This window comes from Leptolyngbya sp. Cla-17 (assembly GCF_016807185.1).
GTDB lineage: Bacteria > Cyanobacteriota > Cyanobacteriia > Leptolyngbyales > Leptolyngbyaceae > ULC077BIN1.
The window spans coordinates 1,263,373-1,280,104 of sequence record NZ_JAEVYN010000001.1 but is presented as its reverse complement, the minus strand read 5'-3'; the positions used below and the strand labels follow the sequence as shown (position 1 = coordinate 1,280,104).

The following is a 16,732-nucleotide window of genomic DNA, read 5'->3' as shown; positions in this document are numbered from 1 at the left end:
CTAAGCTAGCCCTAACCGATCAGGTTTATGGTGTGTGACTTAGCTTATGAGTCTTTTTGCAAGTGATGGAATTTTTTGGAGTGTAGTGAATCCCATGGGTCGTGTGATCGTTCCTCTAATGGGTTCTTTGATAGCTACTTCAGTCAGCGCTCAAATCATTCCAGATGCAACGCTTCCTATTAACTCCCAAGTGGCACCCGGCTGTACTGTTTGCACCATCAATGGCGGCACCGTGCGAGGCGTAAATTTATTTCATAGCTTTCGCGAGTTTTCCATTCCCACTGGTGGCACTGCTTGGTTCAATAACTCAGTGCCAATTCAAAATATTTTGACGCGGGTCACAGGCAATTCCATCTCAAATATTGATGGGTTGATTCGCACAAATGGCACTGCTAATTTATTCTTGCTCAATCCGAATGGCATCGTGTTTGGGCAGAATGCACGGCTACAAATTGGCGGCTCCTTTGTTGCCAGCACTGCAAACAGCTTCAAGTTTCCCGATGGCAGTGAGTTTAGTGCCACCAATCCCCAAGCACCGCCCCTACTCGCGATCAACGTGCCGATAGGATTGCAATCGGGGGCTGTTTCATCCGGTACGATTACCAATCGTGGCAACCTCACCGCCGGACAAGACCTGATCCTGGAAGCGACCCAGTTAGATTTACAAGGTCAGCTCGTTGCAGGCAGAGATTTGACTTTGAAAGCCCAAGATACGGTACAAATTCGGGATACGGCAACGGTTCCTTTTTTGGCGCAGTCTGGCAGAGATTTGACCATTCAGGGCGATCGCGCGATCGACATTTTAGCCTTGAATCATGCAGGTCAAGTTCCCTTGCAAAGTGGTAGCAATCTTAGCTTGCTCAGTGACGGCATCATTTCGGGAGATGCCCGGTTTGCGTCGGGAGGCAGTTTTCAGGTCAGAAGTGTGTCGGGTGGAGCGGCTCAGTTCCGCAGCTTGTATGACCCCATTATCAGTTCGGCAGGGGATGTAGAGATTGTTGGTAGTTACAATGGCGCGGCGCTTTTGGTTGAATCCTTGGGCAGCGTCCGGTTCAATGGCTCAGTCAATATCACCAGCAATGATGCGACGTTCAGTCCCCTCGATCCAGACCCCGATTTAGCACGGTTGGGAAGCTCGAATGCATTCATTGTCAGAGCCGGTCGTTCTAGCTTGCTGTACGCTCCAAGCGGATTGCCAACAACAGTAAATGGGGCGACGTTTCAACCCGGAGCGATAGGGACAGGAATCACGGTCACAGGAGACATCAACACGAATGGTGGTCCTGTGATTTTAGACACCACAACTGGCAACATTCGGGTTAACTCAATTTTGCCGTTTTCGTTTCCCGGCACAGCTGGCTCAGTAGAGCTATCCACGGGAAATGGAAACATTGATGTCGCAGGCGCGATCTTATCGTTTGGCTTGTCCAACGGCAGTGGCGGTTTGGTGAGCTTAACTACGGGCAATGGCAACGTGACCATTGCAGGTGAACTTTTAACGTTTGCTTTAGATAATGGTGGAAGTGGTGGAAGCGGTGGTGATGTTCGGATCACGACCCAAAATGGCAATATTCTGCTTGCGAATGAACTCAACACCTTTTCATTGAAAAACGGCAGCGGCGGTAATGTCACGCTGTTGAGTGCTAACGGCTCAATCACAACGAACAAAATTAATGCATTTTCGATTAGTGGCGGCAACGCGGGAGCGGTTCAAATAACAGCGGGCGATCGCAGTGATTCTCCTAGTTTGGGTAACATCAGCACTGATCTCATCAATGGGTTTGCGGTGGGCGGATCAGGTGGCAAAATTACATTAGCAACCAATAATGGCGATGTGCAACCCGGTGAATTGCTGACAAACTCTTATGGAGGTGGCAATGCAGCCGATGTGACGATTTCTACCACCAATGGCAATATTCGGCTGGCTCCAGAAAGTGATATTCAAGCGATCGCGAGTTCTGGAGCGGGTGGGAACATTAGTCTTTCTACCACCAATGGCACCATTTCTACGGGCACACTCTTCTCCTACTCGGATGGCATCGGTGCGGGAGGTCGGGTTTCAGTGGCGACAACTAAGGGTGATGTGACGGTGAGATCAATCATCACATACTCCAGCGGCGCTGAGTCGGGGGGTGCAATCACTCTAGCTAACACGGATGGCAACATTGCAACTGACTTTCTCGTGTCTCGCTCCCAAACTGGGAGAGCCGGAGACATCACGCTGACTTCAACCCAAGGGAACCTTAGTACCACTGGGAACGGATATTTTGCCTTTTCTGCTGAGGGGCAGGGGGGTGACATTCGTCTGAATGCAGGGGGAAACATTGACACTGGTAGCCTCAACAGCAGTGGAAAACTAGGCTCCGGTAATATTACGGCGATCGCGGGGGGCGATTTTTTAATGCGGATTCGGGAGGTGGACGCCAGCGTGAGTCAAGACCTCGCTAGCCCAGTGATTTCCAGCGATACCTTTGGCATGGGACGCGGAGGTGATATTTACATTCAGGGGCAATCTGTATTGGGGCGTGATGGCGCTCAAATTTCTGCTTCCACTCATAGCACTGGGTCGGGTGGCAACGTCAGCGTTCGAGCATTCGATCGCGTCGAGCTAGTTGGAACGACACCCTTGGGCGCTCGCCCAAGTTTTTATGGGCCGGGAGGTATTGTAGGGGTGCCAACGGGCGAGTATTTTGGCGGCTATCTCCCGACTGGTAATGCAAAAGATATCACCAGCCTGACGCTACCGAGTGCTTCCTTCCCTACCGGAATTTTCACTCAAACCACCACGGCATCTTCTGGAAATGCCGGATCAATTACAGTGGAAACTCCCCGCCTACTTGTGCAAAATGGTGCCGCGATCGCCGCAACAACTTTTGGACAGGGCAATGGCGGCAATATTCGCTTGAATGCCGATGCGATTACTCTAAGCAATGGTTCTGTTTTGGGGGGGGTGGCAGCAGGTTCCGCAGGCGGCAGTGGCGTAATTGATATTCAAACCCAGACTTTGTCGGTCACTGCGGCTGGCTTGATTCAAACCCAAACCTTGGGGCGTGGCAGTGCCGGAGCAATTCAAATCAACGCCACTGATAAAGTGACCTTGGCGGATGCAGGCAGCGCTATTCGATCGGGCAGCGGCGATCGCCAAAATATGGGTAGCCAGATCGGCGAAGGAGGCAGCCTACAAATTAAGGCTCCCACGGTGGAAATTCGCGATCGCGCCGTCCTTAGCGCCGAAACCTACACCGCCTCAAGAGGCGGCAGCATTTTTGTGAATGTCGATCAGTTTAATGCAGACACAGGCGCACAATTACGAACCACCACCTTCAATAGCGGACAAGCAGGAAATATTTTTGTCACTGCTGCCAATCAGTTCACTTTGACAAATCCAGAAACGGGACTATTTGCAAATACAGTGGCAGGCTCGACAGGCAGCGGTGGCAGTATTTTCGTCAATACTGAAACTGCGTTGATTCGACAAGATGCTGGCATTGCAGTCGATAGCTTGGGCACAGGGCAAGGCGGCAACATCCAAATCAAAGCAAACCGAGTTACACTAACCGACCGCGGCTTTCTCACCGCCGAAACTGCCAGTGCCCAAGGCGGTAACATTAACCTGGATATTCAAGATATGTTACTGTTACGCCGAAATAGCTTAATCTCAGCCACCGCAGGCACAGCCCAAGGGGGGGGGGATGGTGGCAACGTTGACATTAAGGCGCTGTTTATTGTTGGGATTTTAGGCGAAAACAGTGATATTCGTGCTAATGCATTTACAGGAAATGGCGGCAAAGTCAACATCACCGCTCAAGGTATTTTTGGACTCAAATTTCAATCGAAACTCACTCCTTTCAGCGATATTACCGCCAGTTCTCAGTTTGGTACTAGCGGCACCGTCACCCTCAACCTGCCCAACATCGATCCTAATCGTGGCTTAGTTGCACTACCTCTCAATCTAGTCGATCCATCTAACCAAATTAATCAAGGATGTTCTGCGATCGCACAGGCGCGTCAAAAGAGTCGATTTGTTGCACTCGGTCGAGGAGGATTGCCCACCAACCCAGAGCATAACTTTGAGGGAAGTCAGGTGTTAGTCAACCTGATAGAACCAAGAGAAATAAATGGGCAGCGAGCGGTCAATGGTAAGCAGGCTATGAATGCTGACCCTCGTCACGCATCACCCGCCTCTTCAATCGTTGAAGCTCAAGGTGTGGCGATCGCTCCTATCGGCGTTATTTCGCTGATTACGCAAGCGCAAACAGCGGTGCCTCATTCCAATTGGCAAACCTCAGTAGAGTGCTTAGGAAACCCAGATAAATTGGAAAGTAGTCAGTGAACCAATTTAATGGCGTGATGAGGCTAGAGTAAGCTTGGCAATTTGCCATGAATACGGTCCTATATCACTGAGTCATTTGCTATTACCGCAGCCATCACGAAGGGCACTATTGTTTACAGTGGTCATTTAAGTTGGGCGCATCCCGTACTTCAACTTAAGCTCTACTTTCCTTGACAAATTTAGAACTTGGAATCTTTTTCTGACTCTATGCATGTTGCAAAGCTATTCATTAAAGTTCAGTCTTCGTGCTGCCGAATGGTAGAGCGTCAGCGTCTTGATTTGGTGCAAGAGTTGGGTATTCAAGCAGACAAAAATGCTCGTATTGGCAGTCCCCGGCAAGTGTTGATGGTTGATATGTCAACACTTGAAACCTTTGACTTACAGCCCGGTGTGTTGCAGGAAAATATTTTGCTGGAGGGCGTATTAGAACCGTTTAGGTCGGGTCAGGTTGTCCAAATTGGAGAAGCGCTAATTCGCCCGACTTTTCTGTGTGAGCCTTGTGATTACATAGAAACGCTGCAAAAAGGCTTGGCAAAACGCATTTTGGGTCGGCGGGGCTGGTTAGGAATGGTAGTGAAAGGTGGCGCGATCGCGGTTGGCGATCCCGTTTTGCCCACCTCAATGCAATTACCCGTTCTTTCAGACGATACTAGGATTCGGTTTCATGAATTTGTAGCGAGGATTCCTTCTGGCAAAGTGGCGACTACAGCAGATTTGGTACTGGCGCTTGGTGTTGCCAAAGCTTACTATCGATCGTTTCCCAGTCTAATCAAAAAGACAGCCGCTAGTTTGCCCGTTCATCGACTGGTGGCGATCGACGGCAGCTTGCTGACTCGGCATATCCCGCAGCAGGCAGACTTGCTAGCGAAGGAAGGAGTACAGGTTATATCGAACCAAATCTCAGACCGCGATCGCTGGCATCCTCAATACTTTCATCCACTCAATGAAAAAGCTGGGCAGCATCTTTGAGGGGTATCAGTACTTGTATCGCACTACGAAAATGCTGCGTCAACAAAATAGTCCCTGCGGGAATGCGCGAACAAAACTTAAAACTTTATTACCTGTTTTAGCGGATAGAAACAAAGCCCGCTTTTTCAAGCAATGTTTGTCCTTGATTAGACAAAACAAAATCGGTATAGGCTTCCCCTGCCTGTTGCTCTTTCTGATTATTTTGTTTAATCACCACAAATAGATTGCGTGTGATGGGATACTGCCCCCCTCTAATCGCGGCTTCATTCAGCTGATTACGTTTTGCTGGACATTGGGAGGGAGGGATAAGAGAACCTTGGTAAGGAGACACTAATTCATTAGAAGTTCGCCCGATCGCGATCGGCTTTACCGTACATTGATCTACTATTTCAGGTGCAGAGGCGAAGTAGATGCCACCAAAAGTTTGAGCAAGTTTGCGCACCGCGCCAGTAGTCGTAGAAACCGTTTGCACTTTTGACCCAAAGCCTCGCCCTTTCATAATTTGTTCTGCAAACAATTCAATGGTTCCTCCTGCACTCACGGGGCGCGTGATGGGTTGAATCGGCACATTCGGTCCACCCACCTGACTCCAATTAGTGAGTTTACCTGTATAAATATCGCCAAGCTGCTGCACGGTCAGCCCTGAAACATTTAAGCTGGGATTGACTGCCACCGCCAAAGCATCGATCGCCACCGGAATTTGCTTCAGCTTTATGCCTCGTTGCTGGGCTTGCTGATATTCCTGCTCGGTCACGGGACGAGAAGATTGAGCAAAGGCTAATTCATCGCGCATCAGCATCCGAATGCCTGTCGCAGAACCGGGTGCCTCGCCTGTGGGATTCACATACCGCAAGCGAAACTCAGGACGAGCCGCTTGAATGGCAGCATCTACATCTCGCCGAATCGGTGCCCAAGAAGTACTGCCGCCATAGGTAAAAAGCCCACTAGGAACATTTTGCACTTGGGCAAAATCTTGAACGCTAGATGAATTAGAGTTGTTTGACGAGTTAGTTGGCGATGTTGAACTGGAGCCTTGCGAAAAAAGAGTGCCCACATTCAGTCCAGATTTTTGAGTCAACCACCAAAAGCCACCGCCAACTAAGCCAGCCGTAACTAGGAACGAGAATACGAGCACAGGAACATCATTTTTCTGAGTCATATGGGAGAGTGCGGAGTGCAGAGAAGTATGACTACTTATTTTCTAGCGTGAATTCCTTAGAAAAATTTGGAAATTAATAGGGAAAGAATTTTGTAGATCAATCGGAACAGGGTGGTGAGGGCGATCGCTAACAGTCCTGCCATTACTGCTAATGCGATCGTCGTTAGAAAAGGACTGCCAGCTAAAGAGGAGATCGCCAAACGCTTTAACCAAGACAGCACAAAGACACCGCCGACACTCATCACTGCAATAATCACCAAATCTACCCGTTCAATGATGCGGCGTGACTGGGCAAAAAGCAAACCCATCAGCAACAGTAGCCAAAAAACACCGCTGATCAAGGTTGTACCCAATACGCTAACGATCGCGATCGCTAAAAGCCCTGCCTCAAATCCAATAAATCCCGCATTTGTCAGCAGTTCCAAGCTGGCAAAGGGGGCGATAGCGGGACGAGACTGAACGGGCTGAATCGGCTGAAGCTGAATCGGCTGATTTGGAGCAGACTGATTTGGAAGGGAAACCGCTGGAAACGTTGTAGGCGGCGATGAAGCTCCAACAGGAGTATGTGGAGCCGTTTGTTTAAGCGGGGTAGATGGTAACGTAAGCGATCCAGACGATCTGTCCAATGCAGTTAACACTTCAGCCGCAGATTGGTAGCGCTGACTGGGCACTGAGTGCAACATCCGCTCCAACACATTGGCTAAGCGATCGCTGACAGAGCAGTGTAATCGCCATTGCCAGGTGTTGCTATAAGTATCCAGCAATTCGCTGGGTTGCTTGTTTGTCAGCAACATGATGCAAGTCACTGCCAAAGCATACAAATCGCTGGATGGATACACTTCCCCGCCTGCCATCTGTTCCGGTGGCGCAAACCCTTCAGAATAAATTCCAGTTGACTTGACCCCTGCTTTGGCTACCTGCCGCACCGCACCAAAATCTAGCAGATAAATATGCCCATTGCGATGCCGCATGATGTTAGACGGTTTAATATCTCGATGGATGGAGCCGCTTTCATGAACAAATTGCAGCACTTTCAGAATTTCTTGCAGCACTTTCAGCAGGTTATCTTCAGGAAATGCGCCAGTTTGTGCGATTTCTTGCTCCATCGTCTGCCCGTCAATATACTCCTGCACCAGATAAAAAAATTGCTCATCCTTGCTGCCTTGCGAACTAGGCACCGCCAATTCAAAAAATGCAAACAAATCAGGGATTTGCGGATGGGTATTGCCCAAATATTCCAGAGCCTCGGCTTCTCGCTCGAACAAATCTTGGGCAATTTGCAGTTGCTTGGCGCTCAAGGTGTTAGAAGGCTGAAATTGCTTAACCACACAGCGGCGTAGACCGGGAGTATAGCGATCGCGCGATAAAAAAGCCGCTCCAAACCCCCCTTGCCCCAACAGCTTTTGCGGCAAATAGCGCCCCACTAAGATCAACGGCATACCGCAATTGGTGCAAAATTTTTGCTGAACAGTTTTCAGCGTTGCAGGCTCATCCAGATCGGTAAAAAAATTCTCAGGTCGCTGGCAACCTGGACGGGTGCAATAAAGATCCATAGAAATTACACATCAATGTCAGATGCTACCCGTGCGACATGCTCCAAACTAGGCGCGATCACTGGAATTGGCTCCGTATGGGCGATCGTGGCGATCGTATAGCGCTGAATTTCCGCAGTATAAGAGGCAAACTTCGGCAAAATTTCTTTACAAAATGCTTCTGCCGCCTTAGAACGGTAGCGATTGGGATTAATAATCACCGATAACATTCTTTTTACAATTACGTCATTTATCTTTGCCCGATGCAGCACACCCATTTGCAGTTCTTTCTCGATCGCTGAGATCGATACAAATGCCGCGCCTAACCCTGACTGTACCGCGTTCTTAATTGCTTCAATTGAATTAAGCTCCATTTCGATCCGCAAACGGCGCGTTTCAATGCCACAGCGGGTTAACACCTGATCAATCACCTTACGAATGGTGGATTGGGAATCTAGAGCTATGAACTGAAGCTTATATAAATCATCTTTTTGGATAATCTCTTCTCTCGCTAAGGCATGCCCAATTGGCAAAATAAGTGCGAGTTCATCTTCCGCATAGGGAACAATTTCTAGAGAGTCTTGAAGTTCAGGAGAAATTTCACCCCCAATGATCGCTAGATCAATCTGTCCATTTGCAACGCTCCAGGAGGTTCGACGGGTTGAATGCACATGAAGCTGCACTGCAACATCGGGATACTTTTGCCGAAACATGCCAATCATTCTCGGTAGCAAGTAGGTTCCGGTGGTTTGGCTGGCTCCCACAATCAAGGTTCCACCTTGGAGGTTTTGCAGATCCTCAATTGCTCGACAGGTTTCTTGACACAATGTGAGGATCTTTTCCCCATAGCTCAGCAGCAGATGTCCGGCTTCGGTTAGCTGAGCGCGTCTGCCGCCTCGATCAAACAAGGGTACATCAAGCTGGCGCTCTAGGTTTTGCACTTGCAAACTAACGGCTGGCTGAGAGACGTATAGACTATCCGCAGCGCGCTTAAAGCTTCCCTCGGCAGCGATCGCTTTGAGAATACGAAGTTGATCCAAGGTAAAAGGAAGGTCAGACATATAGCTAAACCTGAAGATGGAAAGGAGCCGAAGAATTGACCTATCAGATAGAGCCAAATTATGACGATTCGTATCAAATCATTCTGAGGCTTCTAAAACCAAAACCGTAGCATAGATAAACTATGAAATAATCTGTTGAATCGCTAAGCCTTGAATTAGGTGCATGATTGTATCAAATCGTAAAAAGAATTTATGACACAGGAAGTTATACAGGACTTTCTGAATTTACCAGGAATTGCGGGTCTTGCTCTTATAGATAAGCGCTCCCGCCCCTATTTTTGTGGAATTGATCAAGCTCTAAACTACCAACAAAAAGAAACCTTAGCCCAAGGTATTTTGCAAGTTATTGATACCATTCCTGACGGGTTTGAATCGTTTAAATTTCAATTTGCTAACTATCAAGTTCATATTCACAAGCTTGATCCAGGCATGATTTTACTGGTTTTGACTAAAAGTGGCTTAGTCTATTCCGAATACAAACAAACAATCAAAACATTAACAATCACCTTGCGTGAAAATATGGCAGGTGCGATCGCCACTTTTCGCATGTTGGCTGGCACCACAACACTGCCAGGATTAAACCATTCCAAAGCCAGCTCCATCCAAAAGCGCACTCCAGCCAAAACATCCTCCCCTTCATCTCTATCTTCCAGTGTCAGCACTGAAGTGGAGACAGCACCTACAGAGAGCGATCGCCCTGGGTTTGTTCAGCCCGCTGCTCCTCCTGCCGATGTTCCTATCAAAGACCTTTTAATCGCTCTAAATACCTTCAGTCAGGTAACAACGCAGTATTTGGGTATTCATGTCGTGGTTAACTATTGGAAATCGACCCGCCCCAGCCATGAATGGTTAAAACAATTTCAAATTGAGCGATCGGGGCAATTTAGCCTGGTCAATGCAACCACCGAATCTTTACAACATTCAGTTAGCCCTCAAGAACTTCTCTGGATTCAAGAGTGGGTTGCTAGCTTTATCACTCGCTGCTCACAAGTGATCCGCGATTTTTCATCTCTGATTAATCAAAAAGTTTTAACAAATGAACAAAAAGCCTTACTTTTGGGCTGACTGGAGATAGAAGTTGGGGGTTGGGAGTCAGGGACAGGAACAAGATGCTCAAAACTCAACACTCAAAACTTCTTTATTTGCCCCTCCACTCTTACTTCCATGGCTAAAATTGTTCGACTTGAACCCATTTCTCAAGACTCCTCTGTTGAAACTAACGGCAATCTATTATCGATTCTGATTAACAAAGATCTGGATGTATTGAAGGAGTGTGGTGGGCGCGGTCTGTGTGCCACCTGCCATGTCTATGTGAAAAGTGGCATGGAAGGACTGTCTTCTGTGAATCGGCGAGAGCAGCGCACGCTAGAAGTGATTACTACATGCAAACCAAATTCTCGGTTGGCGTGTCAGGCGCGAGTTTTGAACAATGGCGTGGTGGTGGAACTACCGCCAGGGATGTATATCAATTCAATTAAGGATATTGAAGCGCTGATTGGTCGTCGGGCTGAACAGGATTTGCTCCACCCGATTACGGGTCAAGTTCTGGTAGAGGCAGGTAAACTGATTACTCGCTCAATGATGAAGCAAATTGAAGATAAAACAAGTTTTAACATGGGGGAATATTTGACAAACAGTAAAGATGTGTAAAAGCTGTCCTCTCTAAACCCTCCTTCAGAGGCAAGGGAATTTGAAAATCCTTGATAAGCGTCTTTGCATTGGCGAGGGGGTTGGGGATATAGCTGGCTTTCCGTAGGGGGCGATTCGTTGCACAGCAAGTATGGTAGCGAGCCATTAAGAGCCATTAATATAAGGACGGATGGAAGAGGTTGCTAAATGCTGAGCCAACTGCAAAAACTAAGCTATGAAACGGATGGTCGTTATGCAACGGATGAAGAATTGGAGTTTGTAAGCGAGTTTGGGCAGTTGTTTTACTTAAGAGTCCAGACTTATCAGCGGTTGCAAGCGATGGAATCGATTATTGTGCAGCAGGTGTTGACCAAGATACAGTTATTTGAGCCGTCCTTATTTCACAGCAACAATGAGGCTCTGACCGCGAAGTGGAAGCGGGATACGCTTCGAGTGTTGCGATATTCAGCGATCGCGATGCTGCTGAATGATCCTGATTCATTGCGCGATCGCCTGCTGTTTTGGTTTCGGACGATTATGAAGGCGTTTGATGCTCAGCGAAGCTGTAATGTGACCTATGCAATCATGCAGGATGTCGTGAAACACCATTTAACTGCACCTCAGGCAAGTTTGTTTTGCCCAATTCTAGAAATGAATCGTCAGGTTTTAGGTGCAGTTTAGAGCGATACGGGCTTTGCCCAGATAAATCAACGCCGTGATTGGTTAAATCCTAAGGCATGATTAAGAAAGATTGATCCTAATTACACGCCGTCCTTTTTCAAAAAACGTCCATGGCTACTTTCCTAAGCGGTACTCAAATTCGGCAAACATTCCTGAACTTTTTTGCAGATCGTCAGCATCGGGTGCTTCCAAGTGCCTCGCTGATCCCAGAAGACCCCACGGTGCTGCTGACGATCGCGGGTATGTTGCCATTTAAGCCAATCTTTTTGGGACAGCGAGCCGCAGAATTTCCCCGTGCTACCACGTCTCAAAAATGTATTCGCACCAACGACATTGAAAATGTGGGGCGCACCGCACGGCATCACACATTTTTTGAGATGTTGGGCAATTTCAGTTTTGGAGATTATTTCAAATCTCAGGCGATCGCGTGGGCATGGGAACTTTCAACTCAGGTATTTGAGCTGCCGCCGGAACGAGTCGTGGTTAGCGTTTTTGAAGAAGATGACGAAGCCTTTGCTATCTGGCGCGACGAAATTGGCATTCCCGCCCACCGCATCCAGCGCATGGGCGCAGCCGACAACTTTTGGGTATCCGGTCCCACGGGTCCTTGCGGTCCTTGCTCCGAGTTGTACTACGACTTCAAGCCTGAACTAGGAGACGACGCGATCGATCTAGAAGACGACAGCCGCTTCATTGAGTTCTACAACTTGGTGTTTATGCAATACAACCGGGATGTAGAAGGTACGCTAACTCCGCTCAAAAGCAAAAATATTGATACCGGCTTGGGACTGGAACGGATGGCGCAAATTTTGCAAAAGGTGCCCAATAATTATGAAACTGACCTGATTTTTCCGATTGTGAAAACGGCAGCGGAAATTGCTGGAATTGACTATCACACTGCTGATGATGCGACGAAGGTAGCGCTGAAGGTAATTGGGGATCACATTCGCGCTGTGGTTCATATGCTGGCCGATGGGATTACGGCTTCCAATGAGGGGCGGGGCTACGTGCTGCGTCGTCTGATTCGGCGAGTGATTCGTTATGGGCGCTTGATTGGCATTGATCGAGAGTTTACGCCGTTGGTGGCAGAGACCGCGATCGCCCTTGCCGAAAGTGATTACTCCATGCTTCGTGATATGGATCGGACGATTAAATTGGCCCTGCAACGAGAAGAAATTCAGTTCCTCAAAACTCTAGAGTTGGGCGAGCGAGAATTGGCAACCGTGATGGAACAGGTCGGTGCAGGTGGGCAAATTCCTGGGTTGAACGCCTTTACTTTGTATGATACCTATGGCTTCCCACTGGAATTAACCCAAGAAATTGCTGCTGAAAAAGGACTCACCGTCGATTCAGACGGCTTTGAAGCGGAAATGGAAAAACAGCGATCGCGATCACGCAATGCGGTAGAAACCATTGATCTGACGGCTCAAGGGGCATTAAATCAACTGGTGGGACACATCCCAGAAACCGAGTTCTTGGGCTACAGCTTGCCTGCGGTAGAAGCGGAGGTAGAAGCGCTGTTAGTTGCGGGGCGGGTCGTTTCTGTGGCTGAAGCGGGCAGTGAAGTGCACGTGATTCTCAATCAAACCCCCTTTTATGCCGAGTCGGGTGGGCAACTGGGCGATCGCGGCTATCTCTCCAGTGAAACGGCACTAGTGCGAATTATGGATGTCAAAAAAGATGCGGGATTTTTTGTTCACTATGGACGAATTGAGCGGGGAACCTTGCATGTCGCCGATGGCGTAAACGCCCAGATTGACCTCGCTTGTCGCCGTCGGGTGCAGGCACATCACACCGCCACTCACCTGTTACAGTCTGCCTTAAGAAAAATTGTGGATGAGTCGATTTCTCAGGCGGGTTCCCTAGTGGGGTTTGACTCGCTCAGGTTTGATTTTCGCAGTCCGCGTGCCTTAACGGCTGAAGACGTGCAGCAAGTCGAAGAACAGGTCAACACCTGGATTGCAGAAGCCCATGTTGCCCATACGGAAACTCTGCCGATCGCAGAAGCTAAAGCACGAGGCGCGATCGCCATGTTTGGCGAAAAGTATGGCAATGAGGTGCGGGTGCTGGATGTGCATGGTGTATCGATGGAGCTTTGCGGTGGCACCCATGTCAGCAACACGGCAGAAATTGGGTTGTTCAAAATCACCTCCGAATCAGGAACTTCAGCAGGGATTCGCAGAATTGAAGCCGTAGCTGGACCTGCCGTGCTGGAATACCTGAACCTGCGCGATGAAATTGTGAAAGACTTGAGCGATCGCTTTAAGGTAAAACCGGAAGAAATTCGCGATCGCATCACAGCCCTGCAAACCGAGTTAAAAACTACCCAAAAGCAGCTAGACACCGCTAAATCTCAGGTTGCCCTGGCAAAAGCCGACAGCCTATTGGCAAAAGCTGAATCGGTAGGCAAGTTCAAAATTTTGGTTGCCGAATTAGCTGGAGTTGATCCTGAATCCCTCAAAACTGCTGCCGAACAACTCCAACAAAAACTTCCTGGAGGCGCAGTGTTTCTCGGTTCTGCCCCCGAACCCGGAAAGGTTAGCCTAGTTGCTGCCTTTAGTCCTGAAGTGGTGCAAACAGGCTTGCAGGCCGGTAAGTTTGTCGGGGCGATCGCCAAAATTTGTGGTGGCGGTGGCGGTGGCAGACCCAACCTCGCCCAAGCAGGCGGACGCGACGACAGCAAACTGGCTGAAGCTCTTGAAGCAGCGAGAGAGCAGCTAAAAAGCAACTTAGGCTAGAAGTTGAGAGTTTGCAAGTTCGGTGTTCGGCATCTTCAGACGTTTTCGTTCATAATCTGCACTCTTTACTCCGCACCTCGCACTCTGTAAATTGCTAAACAAATCTAAGTTTTTCCACTAATTGGTTCTAATTTTGCTGAAGGAGAGTACCTTAGTAACGGACTAATAGAATCTTAAAAATTTTATTTTGCCCCGAACGGGTAATACTGAGTCCTGAGTCGCTAGTTACACTATGACAAAACCAAGGGTGGCGGACGTAGGAGCCTTTGAGGAGCCAATGGAGAATCGACCAGAGATTAATGGTGAAAACGCGCGAACGGTTGAAAGCATCCTGCAAACGGTGACTCAGGATCTTAAGTATTTGCATCAAGGGTTGGTTACTCAACTGTCTCAAGAAGTGACGCAGCTTCAGGCAGAAAAAGCTCGGTTAACTTCTGAAGTTGGCAAGCTGCAAACCACTCAGTTATCTTTGCAAACTCGACAACAAGAATCGTTATCTCAACAACAGATTGCTCAACAGCAACTGTGGGCGAAGCAACTGGCATTGGTATTAGCGAACCATTTGCAAAGTGTGATGGTGCAGCAAATTAATCAACTTGCTAGTACAAATCAATTGGGGGGTATCACGACCCTGTCCAGTGACGGAAGCGATTCGAGCGACCATGCCCATCGACTGCTGGCCTCCTTGGATGCGACCTTTAGCGCCACATTTGACACATTGCAGCAAGAATTGGCAAGCTACGAAAGCGCACTCTCGCAGCAGCTTAGCCGCATGCACAGCATGGAGCAGCAAGGAGAAGCTGTTTTAGAAACGTTGGTGAGTCGGATTAGAGATCAACTGAGATCGGAGTCACGGCAACGATCGCTAGAGTCATCCTTGCCTCAAGAAAATAGTCCATTACCGCCATCGACTTATGGCGGAGGGCATGATATCGGCATCAACCCGGCGATCGCCCCGGCTCAACCGACCCAACTATATCCACCCGAACTACCCATAGCCCCCTCACGGTTTCCCAAAGCGGAGCCCTCACGGGAATCGCTCCAAGGTTACCCCCCTCAACCACAGCAGGGGCAATCTGCTGCACCGATCTCACCTGCTCCATTAGCGGCTCCAGGTTTTTCCATCCCCCAGCAGGCACCTGTAAAAAAGGAGCCATCGACTTTTTGGACTGGGTTATGTTTAGTGTTGCTTTCAACGGTAGCGCTGTCGATTCACAATGTGGTGGTGCGCATCATCGGTAATGGTGTCGCTAATCCAATCACGAAAGTCTTTGAGCTTACCCCTGCCAGATTGCTAAATAGATTTGATGTGGGCGGTTTTCTTCAGCTCAATTTAGGCAATTCACTATTGATTTTGTGGCTGCGAATGCTGGTGGTGCTGCCGCTGATGGTGGGTGTGGCAATGGTGCTCTATCCGCCTGTATGGCGAGATTTGAAGCGATTTTTTGCGCTGCAAGATCGCAAGCCAATCTGGAATGTGGTTGGCAGCGGTGTTTTTCTATTTCTATCCCAAGTGCTGATTTATATTGCGATCGGGCAAATTGGGGCAGGACCTGCCGTTACGATTTTGTTTATGTATCCCATTTTTACAGTGCCGCTGGCATGGGTGCTGTTTGGCGATCGCCCCACTCCTTTACGCTGGGTGGTGATGGGAACGATTTTGGCAGGAATAATTTTAACGGCACTCCCCAAGATTTTTGAATCTAGCAAAGGGTTTTCACCGGAAGGCATCATGATTGCGGTCTTCTCTGGGGTTGCCTTTGCCCTATATCTCATCCTGATGCAGCTTGGCTTTAAAAAACTGCATCCCGTTCCTGTTAGTCTGATTCAATTCTTCACTATCTTTGTCTTATCTGCCGTTATTTTGATTTTGCTGGGTCCCAATCTGGGTGTGTTGGTAGAGCCAGACAAGCGCACGGGCTTCGTTCTTAGTGGTATCGTGTTGGGCTGTTTGACCCTAGTGGGGTATTTATCTAATAATTTTGGCGTGCGTTACATGGGAGCAGGTTTAGCCTCCATCGTTGCCTCTATCGGACCAGTCATGACTGCGTTACTTGCCTGGGTGCTTATTCAAAACCAGTTAGGAGTAGTGCAGTGGTTTGGCATCTTTTTGGTCACTGCGGGAGTAGGTGCGCTTAGCTTTGAGCGCATGAAGCTGCAAAAGAAGAAATAGTACGGAAGTACAGTGTGCGGAGTACAAGGTAGGGGATGGTCAGAAATTTGACGTCTTTCTATTCTCCGAACCCCGAACGTAGACTCCGAATTCAGATAGCTAATCCCAGCGACGTTTGACTTGTCGGAACTCTAAGTAGATTAGAGCTGCGACCACAAGCAGCATTAATATTGGAACAGCGATCGCCGAATAGAAACGGTTGAACTCGCTGCTTCTGCTGTAGAGACAGCGATGTTGCCTACGGAAACAGAAGTTAACGTTAGACGCGTGAAGCTTACGACTGCCCCGGTGCCGCCGCGATCGCGCCACCGCCGATGATGCTAAGCTCCAGCGTAATAATTATTCTTCTCCGCGCCCCTCACTTGTTCGGTTGAGCGCTTATTCAACGTCCTCACCGAAGTTTGCACTTCAACCAAAAGATAGATTATTGGATGGGTCTAAAAGTAGATAATTATAG

The 16,732-nt window shown here is 48.6% G+C and carries 10 protein-coding genes; 7 read left to right on the top strand and 3 right to left on the bottom strand.

Annotated elements, in window-relative coordinates:
* The first annotated feature begins 46 nt into the window (after positions 1-46).
* On the top strand, positions 47-4,333 hold the full coding sequence (locus JOY44_RS05620; RefSeq protein ID WP_171572700.1) for a filamentous hemagglutinin N-terminal domain-containing protein: 4,287 nt from the start codon (positions 47-49) through the stop codon (positions 4,331-4,333).
* Positions 4,334-4,588: 255 nt separating this feature from the next.
* On the top strand, positions 4,589-5,302 hold the full coding sequence (locus JOY44_RS05615; RefSeq protein WP_203031940.1) for an MOSC domain-containing protein: 714 nt from the start codon (positions 4,589-4,591) through the stop codon (positions 5,300-5,302).
* 97 nt (positions 5,303-5,399) lie between these two features.
* On the opposite strand, the gene JOY44_RS05610 is transcribed toward JOY44_RS05615, so the two are convergent.
* The 3 genes from JOY44_RS05610 to JOY44_RS05600 are packed head-to-tail and all read right to left on the bottom strand — an operon-like array spanning position 5,400 to position 9,054.
* On the bottom strand, positions 5,400-6,461 hold the full coding sequence (locus JOY44_RS05610) for a PstS family phosphate ABC transporter substrate-binding protein (RefSeq protein ID WP_171572698.1): 1,062 nt from the start codon (positions 6,459-6,461) through the stop codon (positions 5,400-5,402).
* Positions 6,462-6,517: 56 nt separating this feature from the next.
* The gene (locus JOY44_RS05605; RefSeq protein WP_171572697.1) at positions 6,518-8,014 is read right to left on the bottom strand and encodes a serine/threonine-protein kinase; all 1,497 of its coding nucleotides are present in this window, start codon (positions 8,012-8,014) and stop codon (positions 6,518-6,520) included.
* Positions 8,015-8,019: 5 nt separating this feature from the next.
* Positions 8,020-9,054, bottom strand: coding sequence for a LysR family transcriptional regulator (locus JOY44_RS05600; protein WP_171572696.1), 1,035 nt, complete (start codon positions 9,052-9,054; stop codon positions 8,020-8,022).
* A gap of 192 nt (positions 9,055-9,246) precedes the next feature.
* Between JOY44_RS05600 and JOY44_RS05595 the strand changes: the two genes are divergently transcribed.
* From JOY44_RS05595 to JOY44_RS05575, 5 genes are all read left to right on the top strand, one after another.
* Positions 9,247-10,119, top strand: a complete 873-nt coding sequence (locus JOY44_RS05595; protein WP_171572695.1) for a hypothetical protein — start codon at positions 9,247-9,249, stop codon at positions 10,117-10,119.
* A gap of 99 nt (positions 10,120-10,218) precedes the next feature.
* A complete protein-coding gene (locus tag JOY44_RS05590; RefSeq protein ID WP_171572694.1) occupies positions 10,219-10,704 on the top strand; it encodes a 2Fe-2S iron-sulfur cluster-binding protein in 486 nt (161 codons plus the stop codon).
* Between the two features lie 186 nt (positions 10,705-10,890).
* Positions 10,891-11,364 (top strand): phycobilisome protein, encoded by a 474-nt coding sequence (locus JOY44_RS05585; protein WP_171572693.1) that lies wholly within the window; start codon positions 10,891-10,893, stop codon positions 11,362-11,364.
* A 110-nt stretch (positions 11,365-11,474) separates the two neighbouring features.
* Positions 11,475-14,102 carry an alanine--tRNA ligase gene (gene alaS / locus JOY44_RS05580; protein ID WP_171572692.1) on the top strand — a complete coding sequence of 876 codons (2,628 nt, stop codon included), beginning with the start codon at positions 11,475-11,477 and terminating at the stop codon, positions 14,100-14,102.
* 232 nt (positions 14,103-14,334) lie between these two features.
* Positions 14,335-16,275, top strand: a complete 1,941-nt coding sequence (locus JOY44_RS05575; RefSeq protein ID WP_197984989.1) for a DMT family transporter — start codon at positions 14,335-14,337, stop codon at positions 16,273-16,275.
* Positions 16,276-16,732 lie beyond the last annotated feature (457 nt).